Source organism: Streptomyces sp. NPDC048590 (genome assembly GCF_043199535.1).
GTDB lineage: Bacteria > Actinomycetota > Actinomycetes > Streptomycetales > Streptomycetaceae > Streptomyces.
In genome coordinates, this window is the sequence record NZ_JBICWC010000003.1 from 492,994 (window position 1) to 515,683 (window position 22,690).

The 22,690-nt window shown below is 72.6% G+C and carries 22 protein-coding genes; 12 read left to right on the forward strand and 10 right to left on the reverse strand.

From position 1 onward, the window contains the following. Positions 1-8 precede the first annotated feature (8 nt). The 3 genes from ACGFNN_RS10495 to ACGFNN_RS10505 all read left to right on the forward strand — a co-directional run bounded on the left by ACGFNN_RS10495 (position 9) and on the right by ACGFNN_RS10505 (position 3,470). A complete protein-coding gene (locus ACGFNN_RS10495) occupies positions 9-1,253 on the forward strand; it encodes a cytochrome P450 (protein WP_393554607.1) in 1,245 nt (414 codons plus the stop codon). Then, positions 1,250-2,272, forward strand: coding sequence for a zinc-binding dehydrogenase (locus ACGFNN_RS10500; RefSeq protein WP_393554610.1), 1,023 nt, complete (start codon positions 1,250-1,252; stop codon positions 2,270-2,272). The genes ACGFNN_RS10495 and ACGFNN_RS10500 overlap by 4 nt, the downstream gene beginning before the upstream one ends. Before the next feature lie 91 nt (positions 2,273-2,363). Next, positions 2,364-3,470 carry a winged helix DNA-binding domain-containing protein gene (locus tag ACGFNN_RS10505; RefSeq protein WP_393554612.1) on the forward strand — a complete coding sequence of 369 codons (1,107 nt, stop codon included), beginning with the start codon at positions 2,364-2,366 and terminating at the stop codon, positions 3,468-3,470. Between the two features lie 69 nt (positions 3,471-3,539). On the opposite strand, the gene ACGFNN_RS10510 is transcribed toward ACGFNN_RS10505, so the two are convergent. The 4 genes from ACGFNN_RS10510 to ACGFNN_RS10525 all read right to left on the reverse strand — a co-directional run bounded on the left by ACGFNN_RS10510 (position 3,540) and on the right by ACGFNN_RS10525 (position 7,042). After that, positions 3,540-4,583 carry a ketoacyl-ACP synthase III family protein gene (locus ACGFNN_RS10510; protein ID WP_393554614.1) on the reverse strand — a complete coding sequence of 348 codons (1,044 nt, stop codon included), beginning with the start codon at positions 4,581-4,583 and terminating at the stop codon, positions 3,540-3,542. Positions 4,584-4,596: 13 nt separating this feature from the next. Beyond that, the gene (locus tag ACGFNN_RS10515; protein ID WP_362556057.1) at positions 4,597-4,824 is read right to left on the reverse strand and encodes a phosphopantetheine-binding protein; all 228 of its coding nucleotides are present in this window, start codon (positions 4,822-4,824) and stop codon (positions 4,597-4,599) included. A 47-nt stretch (positions 4,825-4,871) separates the two neighbouring features. Beyond that, a complete protein-coding gene (locus tag ACGFNN_RS10520) occupies positions 4,872-6,071 on the reverse strand; it encodes an NAD(P)/FAD-dependent oxidoreductase (protein ID WP_393554616.1) in 1,200 nt (399 codons plus the stop codon). A 125-nt stretch (positions 6,072-6,196) separates the two neighbouring features. Continuing rightward, positions 6,197-7,042, reverse strand: a complete 846-nt coding sequence (locus ACGFNN_RS10525) for an SDR family oxidoreductase (RefSeq protein ID WP_393554618.1) — start codon at positions 7,040-7,042, stop codon at positions 6,197-6,199. A 205-nt stretch (positions 7,043-7,247) separates the two neighbouring features. Between ACGFNN_RS10525 and ACGFNN_RS10530 the strand changes: the two genes are divergently transcribed. The 3 genes from ACGFNN_RS10530 to ACGFNN_RS10540 are packed head-to-tail and all read left to right on the forward strand — an operon-like array spanning position 7,248 to position 10,185. After that, positions 7,248-8,762, forward strand: coding sequence for an amino acid adenylation domain-containing protein (locus ACGFNN_RS10530; protein WP_393554620.1), 1,515 nt, complete (start codon positions 7,248-7,250; stop codon positions 8,760-8,762). 54 nt (positions 8,763-8,816) lie between these two features. Then, complete coding sequence (locus ACGFNN_RS10535; RefSeq protein WP_362556048.1) at positions 8,817-9,590, forward strand: SDR family oxidoreductase; 774 nt, start codon at positions 8,817-8,819, stop codon at positions 9,588-9,590. A gap of 52 nt (positions 9,591-9,642) precedes the next feature. Then, positions 9,643-10,185: a VOC family protein gene (locus ACGFNN_RS10540; RefSeq protein ID WP_393554622.1), complete on the forward strand. Its 543-nt coding sequence runs from the start codon at positions 9,643-9,645 to the stop codon at positions 10,183-10,185. Between the two features lie 64 nt (positions 10,186-10,249). Here ACGFNN_RS10540 and ACGFNN_RS10545 read toward each other — a convergent pair whose 3' ends face one another. The 3 genes from ACGFNN_RS10545 to ACGFNN_RS10555 form a co-directional block, all read right to left on the reverse strand. Next, positions 10,250-11,497 carry a cytochrome P450 gene (locus ACGFNN_RS10545; protein ID WP_393554624.1) on the reverse strand — a complete coding sequence of 416 codons (1,248 nt, stop codon included), beginning with the start codon at positions 11,495-11,497 and terminating at the stop codon, positions 10,250-10,252. An 84-nt stretch (positions 11,498-11,581) separates the two neighbouring features. Beyond that, positions 11,582-13,009: an alpha/beta fold hydrolase gene (locus ACGFNN_RS10550; protein WP_393554626.1), complete on the reverse strand. Its 1,428-nt coding sequence runs from the start codon at positions 13,007-13,009 to the stop codon at positions 11,582-11,584. 21 nt (positions 13,010-13,030) lie between these two features. After that, positions 13,031-14,518 carry an MFS transporter gene (locus ACGFNN_RS10555; RefSeq protein ID WP_393554628.1) on the reverse strand — a complete coding sequence of 496 codons (1,488 nt, stop codon included), beginning with the start codon at positions 14,516-14,518 and terminating at the stop codon, positions 13,031-13,033. 202 nt (positions 14,519-14,720) lie between these two features. On the opposite strand from ACGFNN_RS10555, the gene ACGFNN_RS10560 reads away from it, so the two are divergent. Genes ACGFNN_RS10560 through ACGFNN_RS10570 form a run of 3 tightly spaced genes read left to right on the forward strand, consistent with a single transcriptional unit; the run spans position 14,721 to position 16,892 of the window. After that, a complete protein-coding gene (locus ACGFNN_RS10560) occupies positions 14,721-15,044 on the forward strand; it encodes a 2Fe-2S iron-sulfur cluster-binding protein (protein WP_362555545.1) in 324 nt (107 codons plus the stop codon). Then, positions 15,044-16,330, forward strand: coding sequence for an NAD(P)/FAD-dependent oxidoreductase (locus ACGFNN_RS10565; RefSeq protein WP_393554630.1), 1,287 nt, complete (start codon positions 15,044-15,046; stop codon positions 16,328-16,330). The genes ACGFNN_RS10560 and ACGFNN_RS10565 overlap by 1 nt, the downstream gene beginning before the upstream one ends. Beyond that, entirely contained in the window at positions 16,323-16,892 is a 570-nt protein-coding gene (locus ACGFNN_RS10570; protein WP_393554632.1) for a hypothetical protein, read from the forward strand. Before ACGFNN_RS10565 ends, ACGFNN_RS10570 begins: the two co-directional genes overlap by 8 nt. A 178-nt stretch (positions 16,893-17,070) precedes the next feature. Here the strand turns inward: ACGFNN_RS10570 and ACGFNN_RS10575 are convergent, their stop codons facing one another. The 3 genes from ACGFNN_RS10575 to ACGFNN_RS10585 all read right to left on the reverse strand — a co-directional run bounded on the left by ACGFNN_RS10575 (position 17,071) and on the right by ACGFNN_RS10585 (position 20,131). Beyond that, positions 17,071-18,336, reverse strand: a complete 1,266-nt coding sequence (locus ACGFNN_RS10575; protein WP_362555539.1) for a cytochrome P450 — start codon at positions 18,334-18,336, stop codon at positions 17,071-17,073. A 170-nt stretch (positions 18,337-18,506) separates the two neighbouring features. After that, on the reverse strand, positions 18,507-19,643 hold the full coding sequence (locus ACGFNN_RS10580; RefSeq protein ID WP_393554634.1) for a hydrolase: 1,137 nt from the start codon (positions 19,641-19,643) through the stop codon (positions 18,507-18,509). Then, positions 19,640-20,131 carry an SRPBCC family protein gene (locus tag ACGFNN_RS10585; protein ID WP_362555535.1) on the reverse strand — a complete coding sequence of 164 codons (492 nt, stop codon included), beginning with the start codon at positions 20,129-20,131 and terminating at the stop codon, positions 19,640-19,642. The genes ACGFNN_RS10580 and ACGFNN_RS10585 overlap by 4 nt, the downstream gene beginning before the upstream one ends. 203 nt (positions 20,132-20,334) lie before the next feature. Between ACGFNN_RS10585 and ACGFNN_RS10590 the strand changes: the two genes are divergently transcribed. The 3 genes from ACGFNN_RS10590 to ACGFNN_RS10600 all read left to right on the forward strand — a co-directional run bounded on the left by ACGFNN_RS10590 (position 20,335) and on the right by ACGFNN_RS10600 (position 22,648). Beyond that, positions 20,335-21,120, forward strand: a complete 786-nt coding sequence (locus tag ACGFNN_RS10590) for an SDR family NAD(P)-dependent oxidoreductase (RefSeq protein WP_393554636.1) — start codon at positions 20,335-20,337, stop codon at positions 21,118-21,120. Between the two features lie 62 nt (positions 21,121-21,182). Continuing rightward, entirely contained in the window at positions 21,183-21,722 is a 540-nt protein-coding gene (locus ACGFNN_RS10595; RefSeq protein WP_362555531.1) for a flavin reductase family protein, read from the forward strand. Beyond that, a complete protein-coding gene (locus ACGFNN_RS10600) occupies positions 21,719-22,648 on the forward strand; it encodes an MBL fold metallo-hydrolase (protein ID WP_393554638.1) in 930 nt (309 codons plus the stop codon). The genes ACGFNN_RS10595 and ACGFNN_RS10600 overlap by 4 nt, the downstream gene beginning before the upstream one ends. The last annotated feature ends 42 nt before the right edge of the window (positions 22,649-22,690 follow it).

Genomic DNA, 22,690 nt, shown 5'->3' on the forward strand with positions numbered 1-22,690 from the left:
CACTGCCCATGACCGCCCGAACACCCGGGGTGAGTGAAGAGCTGCCCGAGTTCCCCTTCCCCGGCACAAGTTACCGCGGACCCGACCCGCTCTTCACACGGTTGCGCGCCGAACGCCCGGTGGTGCGGGTGCGGTGGAGCGGGGGCGGTCACGCCTGGCTGGTGACCCGTCACGAGGACATCAGGTCGGTGCTGGACGACACCCGTTTCAGCCGGGCCGCCTCCTACGCCCCAGAGGCCCCCTCGTTCAGCGGTCTGTTCCAGGCCCCGCCCGGGATGATCATCTCGCTGGACCCGCCGGACCACACCAGGCTGCGCGTGCTGGCGGAGAAGGCCTTCTCACCGGCCCGGATCCAGGGGATGAGGCCGCGGGTCCAGGAGCTGGCCGGCCGGCTCCTGGACACCCTGGACAAGGAGGCCGACGGCGGTCCGGTGGATCTCGTCGAGGGGTTCGCAGCTCCGCTGGCCATGGCCGTCATCTGCGAGCTGCTGGGTGTGCCGGAGGAGGACCGGGAGCGGTTCCTCACCTGGGTGCGGCAGTTCGCCGACGTGTCGGGGCCCGAGGAGCTGGCCGTCGAGGGGCGTGAGAACCTCGGCGCCTACATCGCCGGGCTGGTGGCGGGCAAGCAGGCGGAGCCGTCCGACGACGTGCTCTCCGACCTGATCACCGCCCGCGACGGCGAGGACAGGCTCGGCTTCGAGGAACTCGTAGGACTCGGGTACACCCTGCTGGGCGGCGGCTTCGACTCCGCGGCCGGCCAGATCTCAAACTTCGTCCTGACGCTGCTCGACCGGCACACGGACGTCTGGCTCCGGCTCGGCGAGCACCCCGAGGACGTACCCGCCGCGCTGGAGGAGCTGCTGCGCACGGTCAATCTGACCGGCAACGACACCTCCGGGCTCCCGAGGATCGCGACCGAGGACGTGGAGATCGGGGGCACGGTCATCCCCGCCGGCGACGCCGTGTTCCTCTCCTTCGCCTCCGCCAACCGGGACGGTTCGGTCTTCACCGACCCGGAGACCGTCGACTTCCGCCGCGCCGAGAACCCTCATCTCGCCTTCGGTTACGGCATCCACCACTGCCTGGGCGCTCCGCTGGCACGGGTAGAGCTCGCCGTCGCCCTGGAGGAGCTGACCCGCCGCTACCCCGACGCCCGGCTGGCCGTGCCGGAGAGCGAGCTGCTCTGGAGGGCCGGAGACGTGAACCACAACCTGATCAGCCTCCCCGTCCACCTGCGAAGGAGCACCACATGAGCAGCGTCGAGCTTCCCGCCGTCAGCAGGGAGGTCCGTCTCGCGGCCTACCCCGAGGGCGATGTCACCCTGGACCACTTCGAGTTCGGCGAGTCCGAGCTGTCCGCGCCCGCCGAGGGCGAGGTCGTCGTACGCAACGACTGGATGACCCTGGGATCGGTCGCCCGTGACCAGATGAACCCGGACACGAAGCTGCCGATCCCGGTCTTCCAGCCGGGCGTGGCCATGTGGGGCCGCACCGTCGGTACGGTCGTCGCCTCGAACAGCGACTCTCTCGCGGTCGGCGACCTCGTGGAGCACTTCTCCGGCTGGCGCGACTACGCCGTCGGCGACGCGCACGGGTTCTTCAAGCGCGACCGCTCCCTGCTGCCGGGCCCGGAGTACTTCCTGTCCCAGGGCCCGACCGCCTGGCACGGCATGGTCGGCACGGCGGCGGTCGCCGAGGGCGACACGGTGTTCGTTTCGGGTGCCACCAACGGGGTCGGCGCGCTGGCCGGGCAGATAGCGAAACTGCGCGGAGCCAAGCGCGTCATCGGGTCCACCGGCTCGAAGGAGAAGATCGACTTCCTGGTGGAGGAACTCGGTTTCGACGCCGCGTTCGACTACCACGAGGGCCCGGTCGCCGACCAGCTCGCCGAGCTCGCGCCCGACGGCCTCGACGTGGTCTTCGACAACGTGGGCGGCGAACAGTTCGAGGCCGCGGTCCAGGTGGCGTCCCGCGGCGCCCGGTTCGCCCTGTGCGGGGCCCTGTCGGGTCAGCACGGCTCGGGCGACGGGGGCAGCCCGCGGCTGCCCCTGATGTCCGCCATCACCAAGGACCTGACGCTGCGCGGATTCGCCACCCTGCACACGCCCGACCAGATCGAGGACTGGAACGCCCAGTTCGGCACCTGGCTGCGCGAGGGCCGGATCGTCTTCCCGCACACCGTGGTCGAGGGCGGGGTCGCCGGGCTGCCGGAGGCGTTCGTCGCCCTGCTCGCCCGCAAGTACAGCGGCACCGTGCTGGTCAGGATGAGCTGAGACCGGCCTGTGTGCTGCGGTGGTGCCCCGGGGTGCGAGTCGTCCCGGGGCACCACCGTCTTTTCGTGAACGACGAGGAAAGGATCCGGTCATGGTGACAGGAGACCCGAACGTGCTGGACCGACGGGCGCTCAACCGTGCCCTGCTGGCCCGTCAGCTGCTCCTGGAGCGCTCCGGCGTGCGGGCCGTCGAGGGGGTCGCGCATCTGGTGGGGATGCAGGCCCAGGCGCCCAATCCGCCCTACATCGGGCTGTGGACCAGGCTGGCCGGCTTCCGCATCGAGGATCTGGCCGACCGGGTCGAAGGGCGCGACGTGGTCAGGATCGCCCTGATGCGGGGCACGATCCACCTGGTCACGGCGGAGGACTGCCTGGCGCTGCGACCGGTGCTCCAGGGCGCACTGGAGCAGGGCCTGAAGGGGACCTTCGGCCGGCAGCTCACGGGACTGGACACGGCTCGGGTCGCGGCGCTGGGACGTGAACTGGTGGAGAAGGAACCCCTCACCCTGGGCGGTCTCGGCACCCTGCTCGCAGAGCGCTGGCCGGACCGCGATCCCTCCGCACTGGCCAACGCCGTGCGGACCCTCGTGCCGCTGGTCCAGGTGCCGCCGCGTGGCCTGTGGGGTGAGAGCGGCCAGGCCGTGCACACGACGGCCGAGTCGTGGCTGGGCGGCGCACTCGCCGCGAGCACCTCACCGGACGCGATGGTCGAGCGGTATCTCGCCGCCTTCGGGCCCGCGACCGTCAAGGACGTCCAGGCCTGGTCGGGGATGACCCGGCTGGCCGAGTCCGTGGACCGGCTCAGGCCCCGCCTGCGCTCCTTCCGCGACGAGAACGGGGCGGAGCTGCTGGACCTCCTGGACGCCCCGCTGCCCGACCCGGGGATGCCGGTGCCGGTGCGCTTCCTGCCCGAGTTCGACAACATCCTGCTGTCGCACGCCGACCGCGGCCGGATCCTCACCGAGGAGCAGCGCAAGCTCGTCTTCACCCGCAACGGGCTGATCAGGTCGACGTTCCTCGTCGACGGCTTCGTACGCGGGCTGTGGCGGATCGAGCAGAAGCGCAAGGCCGCGACGCTGGTGATCGAGCCGTTCGGCGCCCTGGCCGGCAAGGACCGCGACGCGCTCGCCGAGGAGGGCGGCGCCCTGCTGGACTTCGCGGCGGCGTCCGCGACCACGCGCGACATCCGCTTCGTCTGACCGCGTACGGCGGCGGGGGAGGGACCGGAGACCGGTCCCTCCCCCGCCGCTTCGGGACGTCCGTGCGGGTCAGCCGGACCAGTCCGGCGTGTCGAGGATCTCCAGGACCGTCGTGGTCCACACGTATCCGGCGCCCGCGGCCTGGAGGACCACCACGTCGCCGGGCTTGGCCTCGCCGCTCTCCATGACCCGGTTCAGCCCGAGAACCGGGTCGGCGGTGCCGACCATTCCGGTGCCCAGGCCCCACTCGTGCGTGGTGGACTCCCGGTCCACGCCCAGCAGGCCGTAGAGCCCGTGGGTGACGATGGACAGGGCGAGGTTCTGGTGGAGGAAGTACCGCACGTCGGACAGCTCCACCTCGGCCTCGTGGAGCGCCTGCTTCATCGAGAGCTGCACGCTCGCGGAGATCTTCTCGATCGCGTCGTCGAAGTCCATGTCCTCGGCGAGCAGGTAGTCCGACTTGCGCTCGCTGACCCCGACCGGCGCTCCCCCGGACAGCGGCGCGTCCGTCCAGCTCGCCCCGCTGCGGCCCATCGGCTCCAGGGACGGGTCCGCGTGCGAGTACGTGGCACGGACCCGGGCGAACCCGCCGCGGCCGGAGAGGACGAGGGCGGCGGCGCCGTCACCGTCGACGTTCTGCTCGTCCGAGCCCCAGCGGTCGATGTAGGGCATCCGGAAGGCGTCTCCGCCGGTGATCAGGGCCGCGGTGACGTCCGGCCGTGAGGTCACGTAGGAGGAGGCCACCTCGAAGGCCGCCAGCATGCCGTTGCAGCCCTGCTTGATCTCGAACGCCGGCCCGGTGCCGCCGACGGTCTCGCGCTGCACGAAGCTCGCGGGCGTCCAGAAGTCGAGCCCCTGGTGCCCGATGTAGCTGTGCAGCACCAGGCCGAACTCGTCGTGGGAGTGTCCCGACCTGGCCACCGCGCGGCGGCCCGCGATCGCCGCCATCGTGGGACCGGTCTCGTCATCGGCGGCCACGTGGACCGAGCGGAAGCCGTTCAGCGACCGCTTCTTCTCCGTGTACCGGCCGGCCGCTATCGCCTCCTCGGCGGTCTCGATCCGCTCGGGGAGGTACGCGCCCACACCGGCGACGTACAGATCGTTCCAGCGCATGTCAGTCTCTCCTTCAGGACGCGTGGAGGTAGGCCGCGAGGGTCGCGGGGGTGGGCGCCTGGTAGACGCGGCGTACCGGGATCCTGATCCCGAACGCCTCCTGGACGCGCCGGGTCAGCTTGGACGCCAGGAGGGAGTGCCCGCCCAGGTCGAAGAAGCTGTCCTGCGCGTCGACGTCCGGCATACCGAGAACTTCACCGAACAGCAGGCAGAGCTCTGTCTCCCACTCCGTTGCGGTCACTGGTGCCTCCGTTGTCTTGTACGTCGATGGGCGGGGCTCGGCCGGGGTCATGCCGTCGTGACCTCGAGCCGGCTGTGCAGTTCCTCGTCGTAGAGCTCGTCGACGGACATCCCGCCCGCGGCCACGGCGAAGTAGCGTTCCGTCAGTTCAGGGGATTCCTGGACCATGCGGAGCATCGCCAGCCGGTCGGGGGTGACCTCCAGGCGGCTCACGAAGAGCGTGTTGCGGTAGCCCTCGAAGAGCTCGTCCTGCAGCTCCTCCGCGTACCGCTCCAGGCCGGCGGCGAGCCGCACCGGGTCGTCTAGCACCCCTGCGACCGCCCCGGCGAGCAGGTCGGCCTGCAGGAAGGCGTCGCTGATGCCGCGGGCGGTGATGGAGTCCTTGTGGTGCGCGGCGTCACCGACCAGCGCCCAGCCGGGGCCGGCCGGCGTGCGGAAGAAGTTCTGCTGGTCCCCCGTGCCGCGCAGCCGTTCGACGCGCTCGCCGCCGTCCATCGCGCGTGCGTGGAGGTCGGGCGCTGTGGTGCGGATGTTCTCCAGGTAGTTCTCCAGCGCGTCCCCGCGGACCCGGTCGAAGTCCGCCTGGGGGAAGTACGCGGCGATCAGGGTGGCGTCGTCGTTGGTGGGTATCGCGCCGATCCAGCGGCCGGGGCGCTCGTACAGCTCGAAGCCCGACTCGATGCCCTGCCAGTAGGTGAAGTAGATGCAGGACATCAGCGGGTCCTGGACCGTGTACGGGGCGTCGACGGCCCTGGCCACCGCGGACCGCATCCCGTCGGCTCCGACCACGAGGCGTGCTCGCTCCTCGACCGGCCGGCCCTCCGCCGAGCGGCACTTCACCCCGACGACCCGGTCCCCGTCGTACACGAGCCCGGACACCGAGCAGCCGTCGCGGAACTCGGCCCCGGCGGCCACGGCGGCGTCGACCAGGATCTGGTCCAGCAGGTACCGGCGCGGGGCGTACGCCGCCGACTGGCCCTCGTGCGGGACGGTCCCGCCGTCCAGACGGACGTCCTCGACCTGGTAGACGGTGCGTTCCAGGGCGGGGCATCCGGTGGCGCGGACCGCGTCGAGCACCCCCCAGCGGGCGAGCCGGGCGATCCCCGGCTGGTGGATGTAGTGCGTGGAGAGGGTGTCGCTGGGAAACCGCGCCCGGTCGACGAGCAGCACCCGATGGCCCGCCCGCGCCAGGAGCAGGGCCGAGGCGGCACCCGCTACGCGAGCCCCCACCACGATGACGTCGTACATTCCGGACCTCCAAGTCACGGACATGCCCCTCGGTTCGGCGGGTGGGCCGGGCGTGGGACGCCCGGCCCACCCGCCTAGGAGCAATCTGAGGGCACCTTCGCAGTCTCTTCTTGAGACCCGCTCGATCAGTCCTGGGCGGCGAAGGCGCCGAGGTTCTCCCCCGCCCATTGCCGGAAGGTCCGCCCGGGACGGCCCGTGACGTCCCGCACCGTGCCGGTGGTCGCGGCCGGTTTCCCGACGGCGGCGGCCCATTGGGCGAGCAGCGAGGTGAGCACCGGGGCCGGAATGAACCGGCCCATCCCCTCGACCGCCTGTTCCCGGGTGAGTTCCCGGACCGGGATCTCACGGCCGAGGAGCTCCGCGAGCACGGCGAGCTGCTCGCGGAAGGTCAGCGACCGGGGCCCCGTGAGGGTGAGGGTCCGGCCGATGAGGGTCTCACCGGTCAGAGCGGCCGCCGCCACGTCGGCGATGTCGTCCTCGTGGACGGGCGCGGTGTGGGCGTCCGCGTACGGCAGCTCCACGGGCTGCCCCCCGCGGATCGCGTGGCTCCACCCCAGCGCGTTGCCCGCGAAGGCGCCGGGGCGCAGGACGGTGGACGGCAGGGCGGAGGCGGAGAGCGCGTCCTCGACCACCGCGTGGTGGCGGGCCAGCGGGTCGGCCGCAGCGTCGGGCCCTTCCACGGTCGACGAGGACAGCAGGACGATGTGCCGCACACCGGCGCCGTGCGCGGCGGCGAAGAACTCCTTGGCGCCCTCGGCCTCGGCGTAGAGGAACACCTTGTCCACCCCGTGGAGGGCGGCCTCGAAGGTGTCCGGGCTGTTCAGATCCAGTCGGCGCACGTCCACTCCGGCCGGGACGCTCAGCTCCGCGGGTGTGCGGCTCGACGCGCGCACGGTGTGGCCGGCGGTGTGAAGGCGGTCCAGGACGCGGCGGCCTACGTCGCCGCGTGCTCCGGTGACGAGAACGGTCACGGTGGTACTCCCATCGATTGCGGTACCGGCCCGGACGGTGGGGTGGCCTGCGGGATCCCGAAGGCCCTTGGCGGAACCGGCGGTTCAGTGAACCGGCCGGCGGTCGTGCGCGCCTCGACCCGCACGAAGGGATGAGCGGTTCCACCGGCATTCGAGCCCGTTCGCGGACCCTGCGGCCCCGGGTACCTCGAGAGGAGACAGGCCGATGACATCGGTAGTCGCAGCGTTTCGCCGTCGGGCCGCCGAGGCCCCCGACACCGTGGCGGTCTCCGCCGGTGAGGACCGTCTGACGTACGCGGAGCTCGACTGCTGGGCGGGCCGGGTGGCGCGGGAGCTCGCGAAGGACGCCGGGGTGGAGGCGGGTGACCGGGTCGCGGTCTGCCTGGAACGCTCCCCCGGGCTCGTGGCCGCCCTGCTCGGGGTGCTCGGGGCGGGCGCGGCCTTCGTGCCCGTCGGGCTGGAGGACCCGGCGGCACGGGTGGCCGAGGTGCTGGAGGACGCGGAGGTCCGTGCCGTGCTGTGCGAGCCGGACGACGTGGAGCGCTTCGCCTCCGCCGGCCTGCCCGCGCTGCCCGTCCCGGTCAGGCCCGTACCGGGCCCGGAGCTGCCGGACTGGGGGGCCACGGTCCGTCCCGAGGACCTGGCCTCCCTGATGTACACCTCGGGATCCACGGGCCGCCCCAAGGCCGTCATGGTCGAGCACCGCAACATCACCAACCTGGTGAGCGGCCCCAACTACGTGGAGCTGGGCCCCGGGGACCGCGTCCTCCAGCTGGCTCCGGTCGCCTTCGACGCCGCGACGTTCGAGATCTGGGGCGCGCTCCTGAACGGGGCCCGCCTGGTCATCGCCCCGCCGCGGCAGATCCAGGCCGAGGAGCTCGGCCCCCTGCTGCGCGACGAGGGTGTCACCGTCCTCTGGCTGACCGCCGCGCTCTTCCACCGGCAGATCGACGTGGACGTGAAGGCCTTCGCCGGGCTGCGCACGGTACTGGCCGGCGGGGACGTGCTCTCCGTCCCGCACATCCTCCGGCTGCGGGAGGCCGTGCCCGGCTGCGCCGTCGTCAACGGCTACGGTCCCACCGAGACCACCACGTTCGCCGTCTGCCACCGGATCGGCGCCCGGGAGGACCTCGGCAACGCCGTGCCGATCGGCACCCCCCTGCAGAACGTCGACGTCCGGGTCGTCGGCGAGGCCGGCCTGCCGCTGCCCGACGGCACCGCCGGCGAGCTGTGGATCGGCGGCGCCGGGGTGTCCCGTGGCTACTGGCGGCGTCCGGAGCTCACGGAGAAGGCCTTCGTCACGGCGGCCTGGCCCGGTGCCACCGGGCGGTACTACCGCAGCGGCGACCTGGCGAGGCGGCGCCCCGACGGGGTCATCGAGTTCCTCGGCCGCGACGACGGCCAGTTCAAGCTGCGGGGCTTCCGTATCGAGCCCGGCGAGCTGGAGAGCGTCCTCACCGGGCATCCCCAGGTACGGAGCGCGGCGGTCGGCGTGCGGGAGAACCACCTGGGCGACCGCCGGCTGGTGGCCTGGGTGGTGCCGGAGGCCGAGGCGCTCGACCGGCGTGCCCTGCGTGCGTACGTGCGCGGGCTTCTGCCGGAGCACATGATCCCCGCGGCCTTCGTGGCCCTGCCCGAACTGCCCATCACCTCCAACGGCAAGGCCGACCGCAAGGCGCTGCCCGCCCCCGACTGGACGTCGAAGTCCATCTACGTCTGATCCCCCGAGGCCCCGGGTGAGCCCCGGGCCCGAGCCGACCCGAAAGGACGGCGCATGACCAGTCATCCGTTCAGCAACCAGTACGTCGTGGTCACGGGCGGTGCGACCGGCATCGGCCGCGCCACCGCCCTCGACTTCGCCAAGCAGGGCGCGGCCGGTGTGATCGTCACCGGGCGCCGGGCCGACCGCCTGGCAGAGGTGGCGGCGCTCCACCCGGCGATCGTGCCGGTCCGCGCCGACGTGAGCACCGGGAGCGGCGCGGACGCGGTCGCGGAGGCGCTCGCCGGACTCGGTGGCTCCCTGGACGTCCTGGTCCACAACGCCGGGGTCCACACCATCGGGGCGGCCGGCGACATCGACACGGAGGCGGCACGCCGGCTGTTCGACGTGAACGTGCTCGGGACGGTGGTCCTGACCAACCGGCTGCTGCCCGCCTTGCGTTCGCCGGGCGGCAGCATCGTCTTCGTGACCAGTCCGGCCGGCCACAACCCCACGCCGATGGCCTCGGTGTACGCGGCGAGCAAGGCCGCGGTGAACACCTTCACCCGGTCCTGGGCGCTGGAGCTGGCGCCCAGGGGGATCCGGGTGAACGCGGTGGCCCCCGGATGGGTCAGGACCGAGGTGTACGAGAGCCACGGGATGGCCCCCGAGCAGGTCGACGAGCTCTTCGCCCAGGCGGCGAAGAGCGTGCCGCTGGGCGTGACGGGTGTACCCGAGGACGTGTCGCAGTGGATCACGCTGCTGGCCGCGCCCAGCAGCGCGTGGATGACGGGCCAGATCCTCACGATGGACGGCGGCGCCGACCTCGTGCGGGCGAAGCAGGTCTGAGCCCGTCCGGGCCCGGACGACCGATACCGATCGAGGAGAGGACGGCACACCGATGTCGCAGACGGCGGATTCCAAGGACGCGGCCCCCGTACCGGGGCCGGTGCTGACACCCGAGGCCCTGTTCCACACGGGTCTGGTGGTGGAGGACCTGGAGCTGGCGATGAAGACGCTGGGCGAGCTCGCCGGCTACCACTGGACCAGTGTGATGGAACTCCAGGTGACGGCCCGTACCCCGGGCGGCCTCCAGCACGCGGACCAGCGTTTCGTGCTCTCGCTGGAGGAGCCGCGGCTCGAACTCGTGGAGGCGATTCCCGGTACGGTCTGGGTCTCCGACGGCGCCAACGGAGCCCACCACGTGGGGTACTGGGCCGACGGTGACCGGATCGAGGCGATGTCCGCGGAGCTGGTGAGGCTGGGTCTCGACGTGGAGGCCTCCAACGACGCCGCGGCCGACGGCGCCCTGATGTGGGTGTACCACCGGGGGCTGGGAGGCATCAGGGTCGAGCTGCTCAACACCCTGATGAAGCCGTCCATGGACGCCTGGATCGCCGGGGCGGATCCGGCCCGGGTCCAGCAGGACGCTCCCATCGGCTGAGTTCACGCCGCACACGGGTCGAGCCCCCGCCCTCGGAAGGGCGGGGGCTCGGCCGTTGCCGGGGTCAGGATCCCCAGGTGACCGGCAGGGTCTCCAGGGCGTGGTTGATCCCTCCGAGGTGCCAGGGGACCTCGCTCTCGGGCACGGCGAGCCTGAGGTCCGGGAAGCGCCGGACGAGGCCGTCGACGGCGATCTCCAGTTCCATCCTGGTCAGTTGCTTGCCCAGGCACAGGTGCATGCCGTGGCCGAAGGAGAGATGCGGGTTGTGGGAGCGGCCGAGGTCGAGACGGTCCGGGTCGGGGAAGACCCTGGCGTCCCGGTTGGCCGCCGAGATGGCGATGACCACCGCGTCGCCCTTGGCGATCCGCACTCCTCCGAGCTCCATGTCCTCCACGGCGATACGCGGGTTGCCCGCCGAGTCCGTGGAGAAGAGGTTGACGTGCCGCAGCAGTTCCTCGACCGCCTTCGGGATCCGGGAGCGGTCCTCGGCCAGCCAGTTCCACTGGTCCCGGTGGTGCGCGATCAGTGCCAGCACCGAACTGGCGAGCTGGTTGGCCGTGGTGTCGAAGCCGGCGCCGATCAGCGTGAAGGCGAAGGTCACCAGTTCGGTCTCGCTGAGCCGGTCGCCGCTGTCCCTGGCCCTGATCAGGTCCGACAGCAGGTCCTCGTTGGGGTTCTCGCGCTTCTCGGCGACGACTTCGACCATGTACTCGTTCAGCTTGGCGAGTCCGTTGACCGAGTCCGAGTCCTCGCCCTGGTCGTCGACGGTGACGAAGTCCCGTGCGTTCGCGGCGAACAGCCGCAGGACGCGCATCGGGACACCGAGCAGCTCACCGATGACGGTCAGCGGCATGGGGACGGTGAACCGGTCGACGAGGTCGACCGGTCCTCCGGATCCGGCGAGGCCGTCGAGCAGGCCGTCGGCGATGCGCTGGATGCCCGGCCGCATCTGCTCGATCCGCCGGGCGGTGAAGGCCCCCGCGGCCAGCCGGCGGAGCCGGGAGTGCTCGGCCCCGTCCATCGAGATGATCATCTCGGGGGTCGAGGTCATGGCCCCGCCGATCCGGGGGGCGCCGGGCTTCACGGTCTCGGCCCGGCTCAGCCGGGGGTCCGCCAGCGCCTCCCGGGCCTCGTCGTACGCCGTCACCAGCCAGGCGTCGACACCGCCCTCGGTACGCACCCTGACGACCGGTGGCCCGGCACGCAGCCCGGCATACTCCGGCGCGGGGCAGCGGTAGGACGAGCCGGGCAGGGGGAACACCAACATGTCCCGGTCCTGGTCGGCCGGGGACTCGCTCCCGATCTCGGTCACGGACAAGACGGCACCTCCACAGGTGACGGTCGCGCGGCACCCCGGGAGGCGCTGCTGGAGAGGGATGGCTTCGGACGCGAGCGCTCAGGCCGCGTCCGCCGGGACGTCCGGGCGGGGGGTGCGGCCCGGGCAGACGGAGCGTGGGGGCGGCAGGACGCCGTCCACGAGGTAGCGGTGCACGACCGTGTCCACGTGTGGATTCCCGCCCAGCACGTACACCTCGTGCTCCCCCGAGTCCTCGACGGTGAGCAGGTGGTGGCCGGCCAGCTCCGCCATGGCCACACCCCCGTCGTAGTGGTCCATGGGGTCGCCGTCGGCCTGGACGATCAGGCCGGGCGCGTAACCGTCGCGCGTGATGCGCACCGGCTCCTCCGCGGCCTCGAAGGCCCGGAAGGCGCCCACCCACGGCGAGGCCCTCAGGACCCCGTAGCCGTAGGGGAACTGCTTGCGGAACTCGCGCATGTCCTGGTGGTACACCTCGAGGTCGGACGGCCAGGCGTGCTCCAGGGTGATGGCTTCCAGCACACCGACGCGCAGGTCGCCCTCGCTGTCCGCGGGACGCCAGGTGCCCTGTTCGGCGAGGAGTTCGCGGCAGCGCGCCGGGTCGCCGTCGCGGGACGCCCTGTGCACCGCGGCGACCAGTTCGGCGAGCTCGGCCCAGCGGCCGCGGTCGCTCGCCCGGTTGCCCACGGCTCCGTCGAAGAGGGTCCGCAGGTGTACGGCGTCGCGCGGCAGCGCTTCGAGAGCGGTGACCGCCTCCTCCACCGTGGTGAGGACCTGACCGGCCGACGCGCCGACGGCGAAGGTGCCGTGCCGTTCGCCGGTCCAGCCGGCCCACAGATCGACGTTGCGCCGGACGGCGTCGCCCTGCTGGAGGAACTGCTCGCGCCAGGTCCACTGCGGGCCGACGCACGAGTCCAGCACCAGCCGGTCCAGGCCGGCCGGGAAAAGGCTGCCGTAGACGGCTCCGACGTACGCGCCGTAGGCGTATCCGACGAAGCTGATCCGCTCCTCCCCGAGCACGGCGCGGATCACGTCCATGTCCCGGGCGGTGTTCGGGGTGCTGATGTGGGGACGCAGCTCTCCGCCGCCCCGTGCGCAGGCCTCCTCGCGCAGCCGCATGTCCTCGGCCAGTCCGGCGAACGCGGAGTCCGGCGGCCGGGAGTCGAACGGCTGCCCGGGGACCGCCACTTCGGCGTACAGCCGGGTGGAACCGCCGGTGCCGCGCGGGTCGAAGCCGATGAGGTCGTACACCTCCTCCAGGGGGGTGCCGGCGAATCTCCCGGGCAGCCCCGTGCCGTGTCCCCAGTCGCCGCCGGGACCGCCGTTGACGGCCAGCAGGACACCCCGCCGCCGCGCCGGGTCGGTGGCGCGGCGGCGGCTGAGGGCGAGGGTGATCCGCTCGCCACCCGGGTCCGTGTAGTCGCGGGGGACCTCGATCGTCGTGTACTCGGTCCGGTCGTCGTCCGGGGCGGGCGCCCATGACGGCCGCTGTGTGTGGAACTCGCTCACCACCGCGAACCTCCGTTCTCGTCAGGCCGCCAGAGTGCTGTTCGCGCCTCGAGGGCCTCTGGAACGCGCCCTGACCGGCACGAACAGGGCGGCCGCCAGCCCGGCCACCGCGAAGAGGGCCGCCCAGGTGAGGGCCAGTCCGTACCCGGAGGCCAGGGCGTCGGCGGGGTCCGCCCCCGTGGCGAGGCGGGCGTCGGTGCGGGCCGCGGACAGGGCGGCGAGGGTCACGAGACCGGCCGCGCTGCCGAGCTGCCGGGTGGTGTTGAGCAGCCCGGAGGCCAGCCCGGCCTGGTGGGCGGGGAGTCCGGCGGTGGCGGCGTTGGTCGTGGCGTTGAGGACCGCTCCCATGCCGAGGCCGAGCAGGACGGAGGGGCCCAGCACGTCCAGGGCGTACGTGCCTCCCGCGTCCAGCCGGGAGAGCCAGAACAGGGCGAGGGCGGACAGGGTGAGCCCGCCGAGCAGGACGGGGCGCGGACCGGTGCGGGGCACGAGGGAGGAGATGCCCCAGCCGCCGAGCGCCATGCCCAGCGACAGCGGCAGATAGCTGAGACCGGTGACCAGCGGGCTGTAGCCGAGCACCTGTTGGAGGAGCAGGGTGAAGAAGTAGAAGGTGCTGAAGAGCGCGGCGACCCCGAAGAAGGCGACGAGGTTGGCGGCGGCCACCGAGCGGTTGCGGAAGATGCCGAGCGGGACCAGGGGGTGCCGGGCGAACCGTGCCTGGATCACCAGGAAGGCGACGAGCAGGGCGGCGCCGGCGAGCAGCGGTCCGAGCACCCGCGCGGAGGCCCAGCCGTACACGTACGACTCCGAGACGCCGAGGACGGTGCCCGTCAGCCCGAGCGTGACGGTGACCGCACCGGGCAGATCGAGGCGCCTGTGCGCGCGGCCCTCGCCCTGCGGGCGGGTCTCAGGCACCACCCAGCGCACGGCGGCGAGCAGGGCGAGCCCGATGGGCACGTTGACGAGGAAGATCCACCGCCAGGAGAACCACTCGGTGATCACTCCGCCGGCCAGGACCCCGATCGCCCCGGCCGTCCCGGAGACCGCGCTCCACCATCCGTAGGCCCGTGCCCTCGCACCCGGCTCGGTGAAGGTCGTACCGAGCACGGTGAGCGTGGCGGGTGCCATGACGGCGGCCCCCAGCCCCTGGAAGGCGCGGGCGAGGATCAGGGTCCCCGGGGCGCCGGCCGCTCCGCCCACGGCGCTGGCGAGCGTGAACAGGGCGGCCCCGCACAGGAAGATCCTCCGCTGGCCGAACAGGTCCGCGAGCCGGCCGCCCAGCAGGAGGAAGCCGCAGACCACCACGGTGTAGGCGTTGTTGACGAGCTGGAGGTTGTGCCGGTCGAAGTCCAGGTCGCCGGCGATGACGGGCAGCGCCACGTTCACCACCGAGGCGTCGAGCACGTTCATGAACTGGCCCAGGCAGCAGGCGACGAGCACCAGCCCGGTCCGTGGAGCGGCCCTGCCGGGCGGGGCGGGCGTCTTCGGCGTCCGATCGGTCACAGTCATGCGGGCACGCTGGACCGGCCGCGTCGACAGCCGCCTGACCGCGTGTCGAGGACCGGTGGAGCGCCGGCCGGCCGGGGCCGCGCTCCGGCCTGCCGGGCGGGCGCGGGTCGAGACGGGCTCCACCGGGGCTGCAGGGGCCTGTCCGACAGTCCGGTGCCTCAGTTCCGCACGGCTGGCCGACATTCCACGAGGAGAGCTCGTCATGGCCAAGATCACCTACAAGCATCCGAACGGTACCGTCACCGTCGTCGACGTCCAGGCGCCCAACACGGTCATGCGCGGTGCGAAGCTCAACAACGTCGAGGGCATCGAGGCCCAGTGCGGCGGCTCCGCCCAGTGCGGCACCTGCCACGTGTACATCGACGAGGCGAACACGCTGCCGCTGCCCGAGATGGACTCCGTCGAGGACGACGTGCTCTACGGCACGGCCTGCGAGCGCACCGATTTCAGCCGGCTGAGCTGCCAGCTGCCCGTCGGTGACGAGATCGACGGGCTGCTGGTCCACCTGCCCGAGGCGCAGAGCTGATGGCCGCGCACGCGGTCGTCGTGGTCGGCGCGGGCCAGGCGGGTTTCGACACGGCCTGCGCCCTGCGCGGCCGGGGCTTCGAGGGCCGGATCACTCTCGTCGGCGACGAGGCCCCCGGTCCCTGCGACCGGCCCCCCTTGTCGAAGGGCTACCTGGAGGGCACGGTCCCGGCCGAGGCGATCGCGCTGCGCCCGCGGTCCTTCTACGCCGAACAGGACATCCAGCTCCTGAACGGTGACCGGGTGGCCTCCGTCGACCGCGAGCGGCGTACCGTCCTGCTGGCGTCCGGGCTCCGGCTCCCGTACGGCAGCCTGGTCCTCGCCACCGGTTCGCGGCCCCGCACCCTGCCCGTGCCGGGCGCCTCGCTGACCGGGGTCATGTCGCTGCGCGGCCTGGCGGACGCCGAGGAGCTGCGGCTGCGGCTGAGCGGGCCGCCCCGCAGCCTGGTCGTGGTGGGCGCCGGCTTCATCGGCATGGAGGTTGCGGCGACCGCCCGCGGGCTCGGCCACGCGGTGACGGTCGTGGAGGCACAGTCCCGCGTCCTCGCCCGCGCGCTCACCCCCGAGGTGTCGGACCGCTTCGTGGCCGAGCACCGTGCGCGGGGCGTGCGTGTCCTGACGGGCCGCGAGGTGACCGCGTTCCGCGGTGACGGCGAGGGCCGGGTACAGGTGGTGGAACTGGACGGCGGCGAACGGATCGCGGCCGACCTCGTCGTGGTCGGCGTGGGCGTCCTGCCCAACCAGGAACTGGCGCTCGCGGCTGACCTCCTCGTCGGGGACGGCGTGGTCGTCGACGCGCGGCTGCGCACCAGCGACCCCGATGTCTTCGCCGTCGGCGACTGCGCCCGCTTCCCCAGCCCGCACGCGGGCCGTCACATCCGTCTGGAGTCCGTCCAGAACGCCTCGGACCAGGCGAAGTGCGTGGCCGCGGCGATCTGCGGTGAGCCGTACGCCTACACGGCCCTCCCCTGGTTCTGGTCCCAGCAGTACGCGCTGCGGCTGCAGATCGCGGGGCTGACGGCGGGCCACGACGAGACGGTCACCGTGGGCGACCCCGCCGAAGGTAGGTTCTCCGTCTTCTGCTTCCGTGCCGGCCGCCTCGTCGGCGTCGAGTCGGTGAACCGTCCCGCCGACCACGGCATCGCCCGGCGGCTGCTGACGGCCGGGACCGATCTGTCGCCCGCGACCGTGCGGCAGCCGGGCTTCGACCTCAAGACACTCCCCCGCACCCCCACAGTCCGACCTTCCCGTACCACCACCCAGGAAAGGCTCACCGTCCATGCCTGAAACCACGTCGGCGCCCGCGGGCGCGACGCTTCCCGCCCCCGCGCCCTCCCGGCGCGCCCTTCCGGTACCCCTGCGCGTCCTCGGTGTCTGGCTGGCCGTGCTGACGCTGCTGGCCGGCTTCGGCACCGCGTCGGCGACCGCCGGCGAGACGGGCCGTCACCCGCGTGCCGCCAAGGTGTCCCTGGCCGGGGTCTGGGACCTCACGGTGAACGTCCACGCACCCGACGGTGTGTCGACGACCACCCCGCGCTTCGTCTTCCGCGCGGACCACCAGCTGACGGCCGAGGGCCCGCCGGACGAGAACGGCCAGCCGCTGTACTCCGCGCGGGGCTTCTGGACGGAGAAGGCGAACGGCACGATCGCCTTCTACATCAACCACGGAGGGGCCGAGGGCGGCGCCATCCCGGGCGACGTCCAGGCCGTCCACATGGGCCGGATATCCGGCAGGACCTTCCACACGACCGCCTACGCGTTCGTCACGGTCGCCCCGGACCAGCCGCTGGTCGGGCCGGTCGACGTCGACTCCACCGCCACCCGCGTCTCCGCGCTGCCGGCCTCCTGACCGGGCGGGCGCCGGAAGGCCCCGCGACGCCCGCCACGCGCCCGCCTCCCGCTCCCACGAGCGGGAGGCGGGCGCGGCCCTTTCCCCGGCCCCTCCCGGGCGCACGCGCAGGGCCCCGGCTCCTGCTTCCCCGTACGGCGGGAGAAGGGAGGAACCGGGGCCCTGCGCGTGTGACGGCTCAGGCGCCGCGGACGACCGGAAGGCTGGTCAGCGTGTGGTTGATCTCGCCGGTGTGCCACGGGAGTTCGCTCTCCGGCACCGCGAGCTTCAGGTCCGGGAAACGCCGCACGAGGCCCTCGATGGCGATCTCCATCTCCATGCGCCCCAGGTGCTTGCCGAGGCAGTAGTGCATCCCGTGGCCGAAGGAGATGTGCGGGTTGCGCTCGCGGCCGAGGTCGAGCCGGTCCGGCTCGTCGAAGACCTCGGGGTCGCGGTTGGCGGACGCCAGGGACAGCAGGACCGCGTCGCCCTTGGGGATCGTCACGTCGCCGACCTCGATGTCCTCGGCCGCGATGCGCGGGAAGCCCGAGGTGTCGGTGGCGAAGAGGTTCACGTGCCGCAGGAGCTCCTCGACGGCCTTGGGGATGCGGGAGTGGTCCTCGACCAGGTAGCGCCACTGCTCCTGGTGGTCGACCAGCAGGGCGAGCACCGAGTTGGCCAGCTGGTTGGCCGTGGTGTCGAAGCCCGCGCCGATCAGGGTGAATCCGAAGGTCACGAGTTCCGGCTCGCTGAGGCGGTCGTCGTCGTCGCGGGCCGCGATCAGCTCGGACAGCATGTCGTCGGAGGGGTTGGCGCGCTTCTCCGCGATGAGCCCCACGATGTACTCGCTGAGCTTGCCCAGCGCGTGCAGCGACGCCTCGCCGCCGGCCCGGTCGTCGACGGTGGCGAAGGCGCGCGCCCACTGCTCGAACTCCCTGAGGTCCTCGGCGGGTACGCCCAGCAGCTCACCGATGACGGTCAGCGGGAGCGGCACCGCGAGCTGCTGGACGAGGTCGACGGTCCCGCCCTTGGCCTCCATGTCGTCCAGCAGCTCGTCCGTGACCCGCTGGACGTTCTCCCGCATCCGCTCCACCCGGCGCATGGTGAAGGCGCCTGCCACCAGCTTGCGCAGCCGGGAGTGCTCGGGTGCGTCCAGCGAGATGATCATCTCGGGAGTGGTGTGCATCGTGCCGCCCACTCTGGGGGCACCCTCGCCGCAGGCCTGGGCGCGGCTGAGCCGGGGGTCCGCGGAGAGCCGGCGCACGTCCTCGTAACGGGTGATCAGCCAGGCGTCCACACCTCCCGCGGTGGGCACCTTCACCACCGGCTGCTCGGTGCGCAGCCGGCCGTAGGCGGGAGCCGGGCCGCGGTAGCTGGATCCGGTGAAGGGGAACGTGCCGGCCACCGGGCAGCCGGTGCCCTGGGGCGCCGTCTCCTGGGTGGCTGTCTCCTGGGTGACTGTCACGACGAAACCTCCGCTTGGGGCGTTACGGGTCGGGCCTCAACGTAGGGAACTCCGATGGAGGCCAAGTCGCACCGAAGTGGACCGGCCTGGACGAGCCGGCCGCCCCTCACACGCGGGAGGGGGCGCCCGGAGATTCCCGGACGCCCCCTCCCGCGCGACGGCGGCTCGGCTCACTCGGCCGGGCCGAGCAGCACCGCCGAGTAGTTCTTCCGCGCCGCCGTGTCGTACTGGAGCGCGACATGGCTGGTCGCGGAGGTGATGTCCCGCCAGAACCGCTGCAACGCGTGGCGCTCGCCGAGACCGCCGGTGCCGGCCGCGCCGACCAGGAGGGCGACCGCCTCGCGGAGGGTCTCCGCGGCGTAGGTGGCGTTGCGTTCGTTGCGCGCCATGTGCTCGGGGGTGAACAGCCGCTCGTCCAGCACCCGGGCGTTCTGCTCGACGAGAGCCCGCGCGGCGTCGATCCGGCCCGAGGCGCGGACGAAGGTGAGCTCGGCGCTCTGGCCGCGCCGCCTGCCGGTGACCGATCCGGCGGCGGCCTCCATGGCCCCGGCGGCCGCGCCGACGACCGGGGCGATGAAGGTGAGCCCGCCGACCGCCTGGAAGGGCACGTTGTGCGCGGGCAGGCCGGACGTGGCGTTCCGCCCGGTGAGCATGTCGGTCCGGTCGAAGGAGAGATGGGCCGGTACGAACACGTCGTCGACGACGACGGTGTGGCTCCCGGTGGCCCGCATCCCGACGCTGTCCCAGGTCTCCTGCACGGTGTACGAGCGCCTGGGCAGCGTGAAGAAGCGCAGCTGCGGCGGTCCCTCACCGCCCCCGACGGCGGCGCAGAGCATGACCCAGTCCGCGAAGTCGACGCCGCTGACGTAGGCCCACTTCCCGGTGACGCGCCAACCGCCGTCCTCGGGCCTGGCCCGTCCGGCGGGCATCAGCCCCGTCGCCACGACGGTGTCGGGGCTCGCGCCCCACAGGGCCTGGTGCCCTTCCTCGGGCAGATGCGCGGCGAAGCGGGCGGAGTAGGCGGCGAGCGAGGCGCACCATGCCGCGGCCGCGCAGCCCTGCCCGACGGAGACGACGGCGCGGGTCAGCTCGGCGAAGGAGCCCTCGGCGCCGCCGAAGCGGGCGGCGACGAAGTGCCGGGCGAAGCCGGCCTCCCGTATCGCGTCGGTGACCTCGTGGGACAGCGCGCGACCGGTGTCCGCGTCGCCGGCGTGCAGGGCGGCCAGCAGACGCAGCCGGTCGGCCGCCTCCGCCAGACCCGCTCCCGTGGGGGCCGTGGCCTCGATCGCGCCCGTGTCGACGCTCATGCCGCGGCTCCCTTCGCCACGGCCCGGGCGAAGCGCTCGAGGGTCTCGCCGGGGCTCGGCCCGTCCAGCGCCTTGAAGATCCGCTCGGCGCCCGGACCGTGCCGGTCCAGCTCGACGTGGGCGAGCGACACCTTGGTGTGCCCCTCGTCCACGGCCTCGAAGTCCACCTCGATCCGGCTGGCGCCGTCGTCGGTGGGGATGGACTGCCAGTTGGGGTCGATCCGCCAGGTCATGACGAGCCGCCGGCCGGGCTCCCAGGCCAGCACCTGTCCCCAGGCGATCTCGGTTCCCTCCACGTCCCACTCGTAGTAGCGCCCGCCCACGCCGGCCTCGAAGGCCAGGCCGGCCCGCTCCTTGCGCACCAGGATGTGGCTCGGCGGCCACCAGTCGGCGGGGCGCTCGGTGAACACCTCGAAGCAGTGCTCGGGCGTCGCCGCCACGGTCACCGACTTCCTCACGTCGGGCAGGGTCTGCGTCTGCTCGGGCACGGGGGCCTCCTCGCTCCAGCCGGGTGTCCGCCCGGTCGCCGCATCGAATTGGCGTCCACGCTGGCCCTCCGCGCTAGGCCCCCTGTCGAGTCCGGCTGGAGGCAGGGGCTCGACCGGGGTTCCACCGGCACCCGAGAACGCCGCAAGGAGACGGGCCCACCGTCGAGCCTCCGACCGGATCGGCACGAGATGGGGAGAGCACGATGACAGACGCAGGACGACGGGTCGCCTTCGTCACCGGTGCGACCAGCGGGATCGGCCTGGCCGTGACCGAGCTGCTCGCCCGGCGAGGGGTCGCGGTGTTCGGTGTGGCGCGCGGCGCGGAGAGCGTACGCACCATGGTCAAGGAGCTCCGCGAGGAGGGTCTCGAAGTGGCCGGGACGGTCTGCGACGTGACCTCCCCGGAGCAGATCGTGGCGGCCGTGCGGGAGGCGGTGGCCGAGTACGGGCGGATCGACATCCTGGTGAACAACGCGGGGCGCGGCGGCGGCGGCGTGACGGCCGAGATCGAGGACTCGCTGTGGGACGACGTGATCGAGACGAATCTGAACGGCACGTTCCGGGTGACCCGGGAGGTGCTCAAGGCCGGCCTGATGCGGGACGGCGACTGGGGCCGGATCATCAACATCGCCTCCACCGGCGGCAAGCAGGGCGTCGAGCTCGCCGCGCCCTACTCGGCCTCCAAGCACGGCGTCATCGGGTTCACCAAGGCCGTCGGCAAGGAGCTCGCCCCGACCGGCATCACCGTGAACGCGGTCTGCCCCGGCTATGTGGAGACGCCCATGGCGCAGCGCGTTCGCCAGGGCTACGCGAGCCACTACGGGGTGAGTGAGGAGGCCATCCAGGAGAAGTTCAACGGCAAGATCCCGCTGGGCCGTTACTCCACCCCGGAGGAGGTGGCCGGTCTGGTCGGTTACCTGGCCTCCGACACCGCCGGATCGATCACCGCGCAGGCCCTGAACGTCTGCGGCGGGCTGGGCAACTACTGAGCCGTGCACATCCCCGCGTAACCCATGGCCCTGAGGGCACGAGCAGAATCGGAGTACCTGACATGCCTGCTGTGACCGCCGGCGCACTGCTGGCCGAACCCGACGTGACCGCCTTCCGTACCGCGATGGGGAGGTTCCCCACCGGTGTCACCCTGCTCACGCAGGGCAGCGGCGACGACACGATCGTGATGACGCTCAACAGCCTGACCTCGGTGTCGCTCGACCCGATGCTGATCCTGGTGTCCGTGAAGGCCGACGGCCGGATGCGGCCCCGGATCTCCGCGGCCGGGAGCTTCGCGGTGAACGTGCTGACCGAGGCGCAGCGCGACCTGGCCCAGCTGTTCTGCCGCCCCGACCGGCCCGAGGGCGCGGCGGCGATGCGGCGGCTCGGCGCCGAGGAGGGGGTCACCAAGAACGCGGTGCTGCCCGGGGCGGAGACCTATGTGGAGTGTGTGCTGGACGCCGAGTACGCCGCCGGGGACCACACGCTGCTGATCGGCAGGGTGGTGGCCCTGTCCGCGGGCCGCCCCGGTGCCGACCCGCTCCTCTTCCACCAGGGCCGCTTCGGCCGGCTGACCTCCGCGGGGGAGGGCCAGGAGTGACGACGGCACATGCCCCCCGGGTGGCGCCGCCCGGACGTCTGCTCCCGGTCGCCGAGGATGTGTACGCCTTCGTCCAGCCCGAGGGCGGCTGGTGCCTCAACAACGCCGGCCTGATCGCCGGTGCGGGGCGCTCCGTCCTGGTGGACACGGCGGCGACCGAGGCGCGCACCCGCCGGCTGCAGCAGGAGGTCGCCCGGATCGTGCCCGACGGCCCCGACTACGTCGTCAACACCCACTTCCACGGCGACCACACGTTCGGCAACGGCCGGTTCGCGCCCCGTGCGGTGATCGTGGCCCACGAGGGCACCCGCTCCGACACCGAGGAGGCGGGGCTCGGCCTGCGGCATCTGTGGCCGGACGTGGAGTGGGGCGAGACCCCTCTGACGCTCCCCACGCTCACCTTCCGGGACGAACTCGTCCTGCGCGGTGACGGGCCGTGCACCGAGCTCCTCCATGTGGGACCCGCCCACACGGCGAACGACGTCGTGGCCTGGGTGCCCGAGCGCGGGGTCCTCTTCACAGGTGACGTCGTCTGGTCGGGCGTGACGCCGTACATCCTGATGGGTTCGGTCTCCGGTTCGCTGCGGGCGCTGGAGCGGCTGCGGTCGCTCGGTCCCTCGGTCGTGGTTCCGGGGCACGGCCCGGTCGGTGGTCCGGAGCTCATCGACGAGACGGAGGCGTACCTCCAGTTGCTCCGGGGGCTCGCGGAGGACGGCCTGCGGCGCGGCCTGAGCCCGCTGCGGGCGGCCCGCGAGGCGGACATCGGCGCGTTCGCCGGATTCCTGGACGCCGAGCGGCTGGTGGGGAACCTGCATCGCGCGTACGCCGAACTCGACGGCCTCGCCCCTGGGGCCCGCATCGACGTGGCGGCCTCGTTCAAGGAGATGGTCGCCTTCCACGGGGGGCTGCCGGCCTGCCACGCCTGACCTCACGTCCTTCGCACATCCCGCGCTACTCGAGGAGGAGTC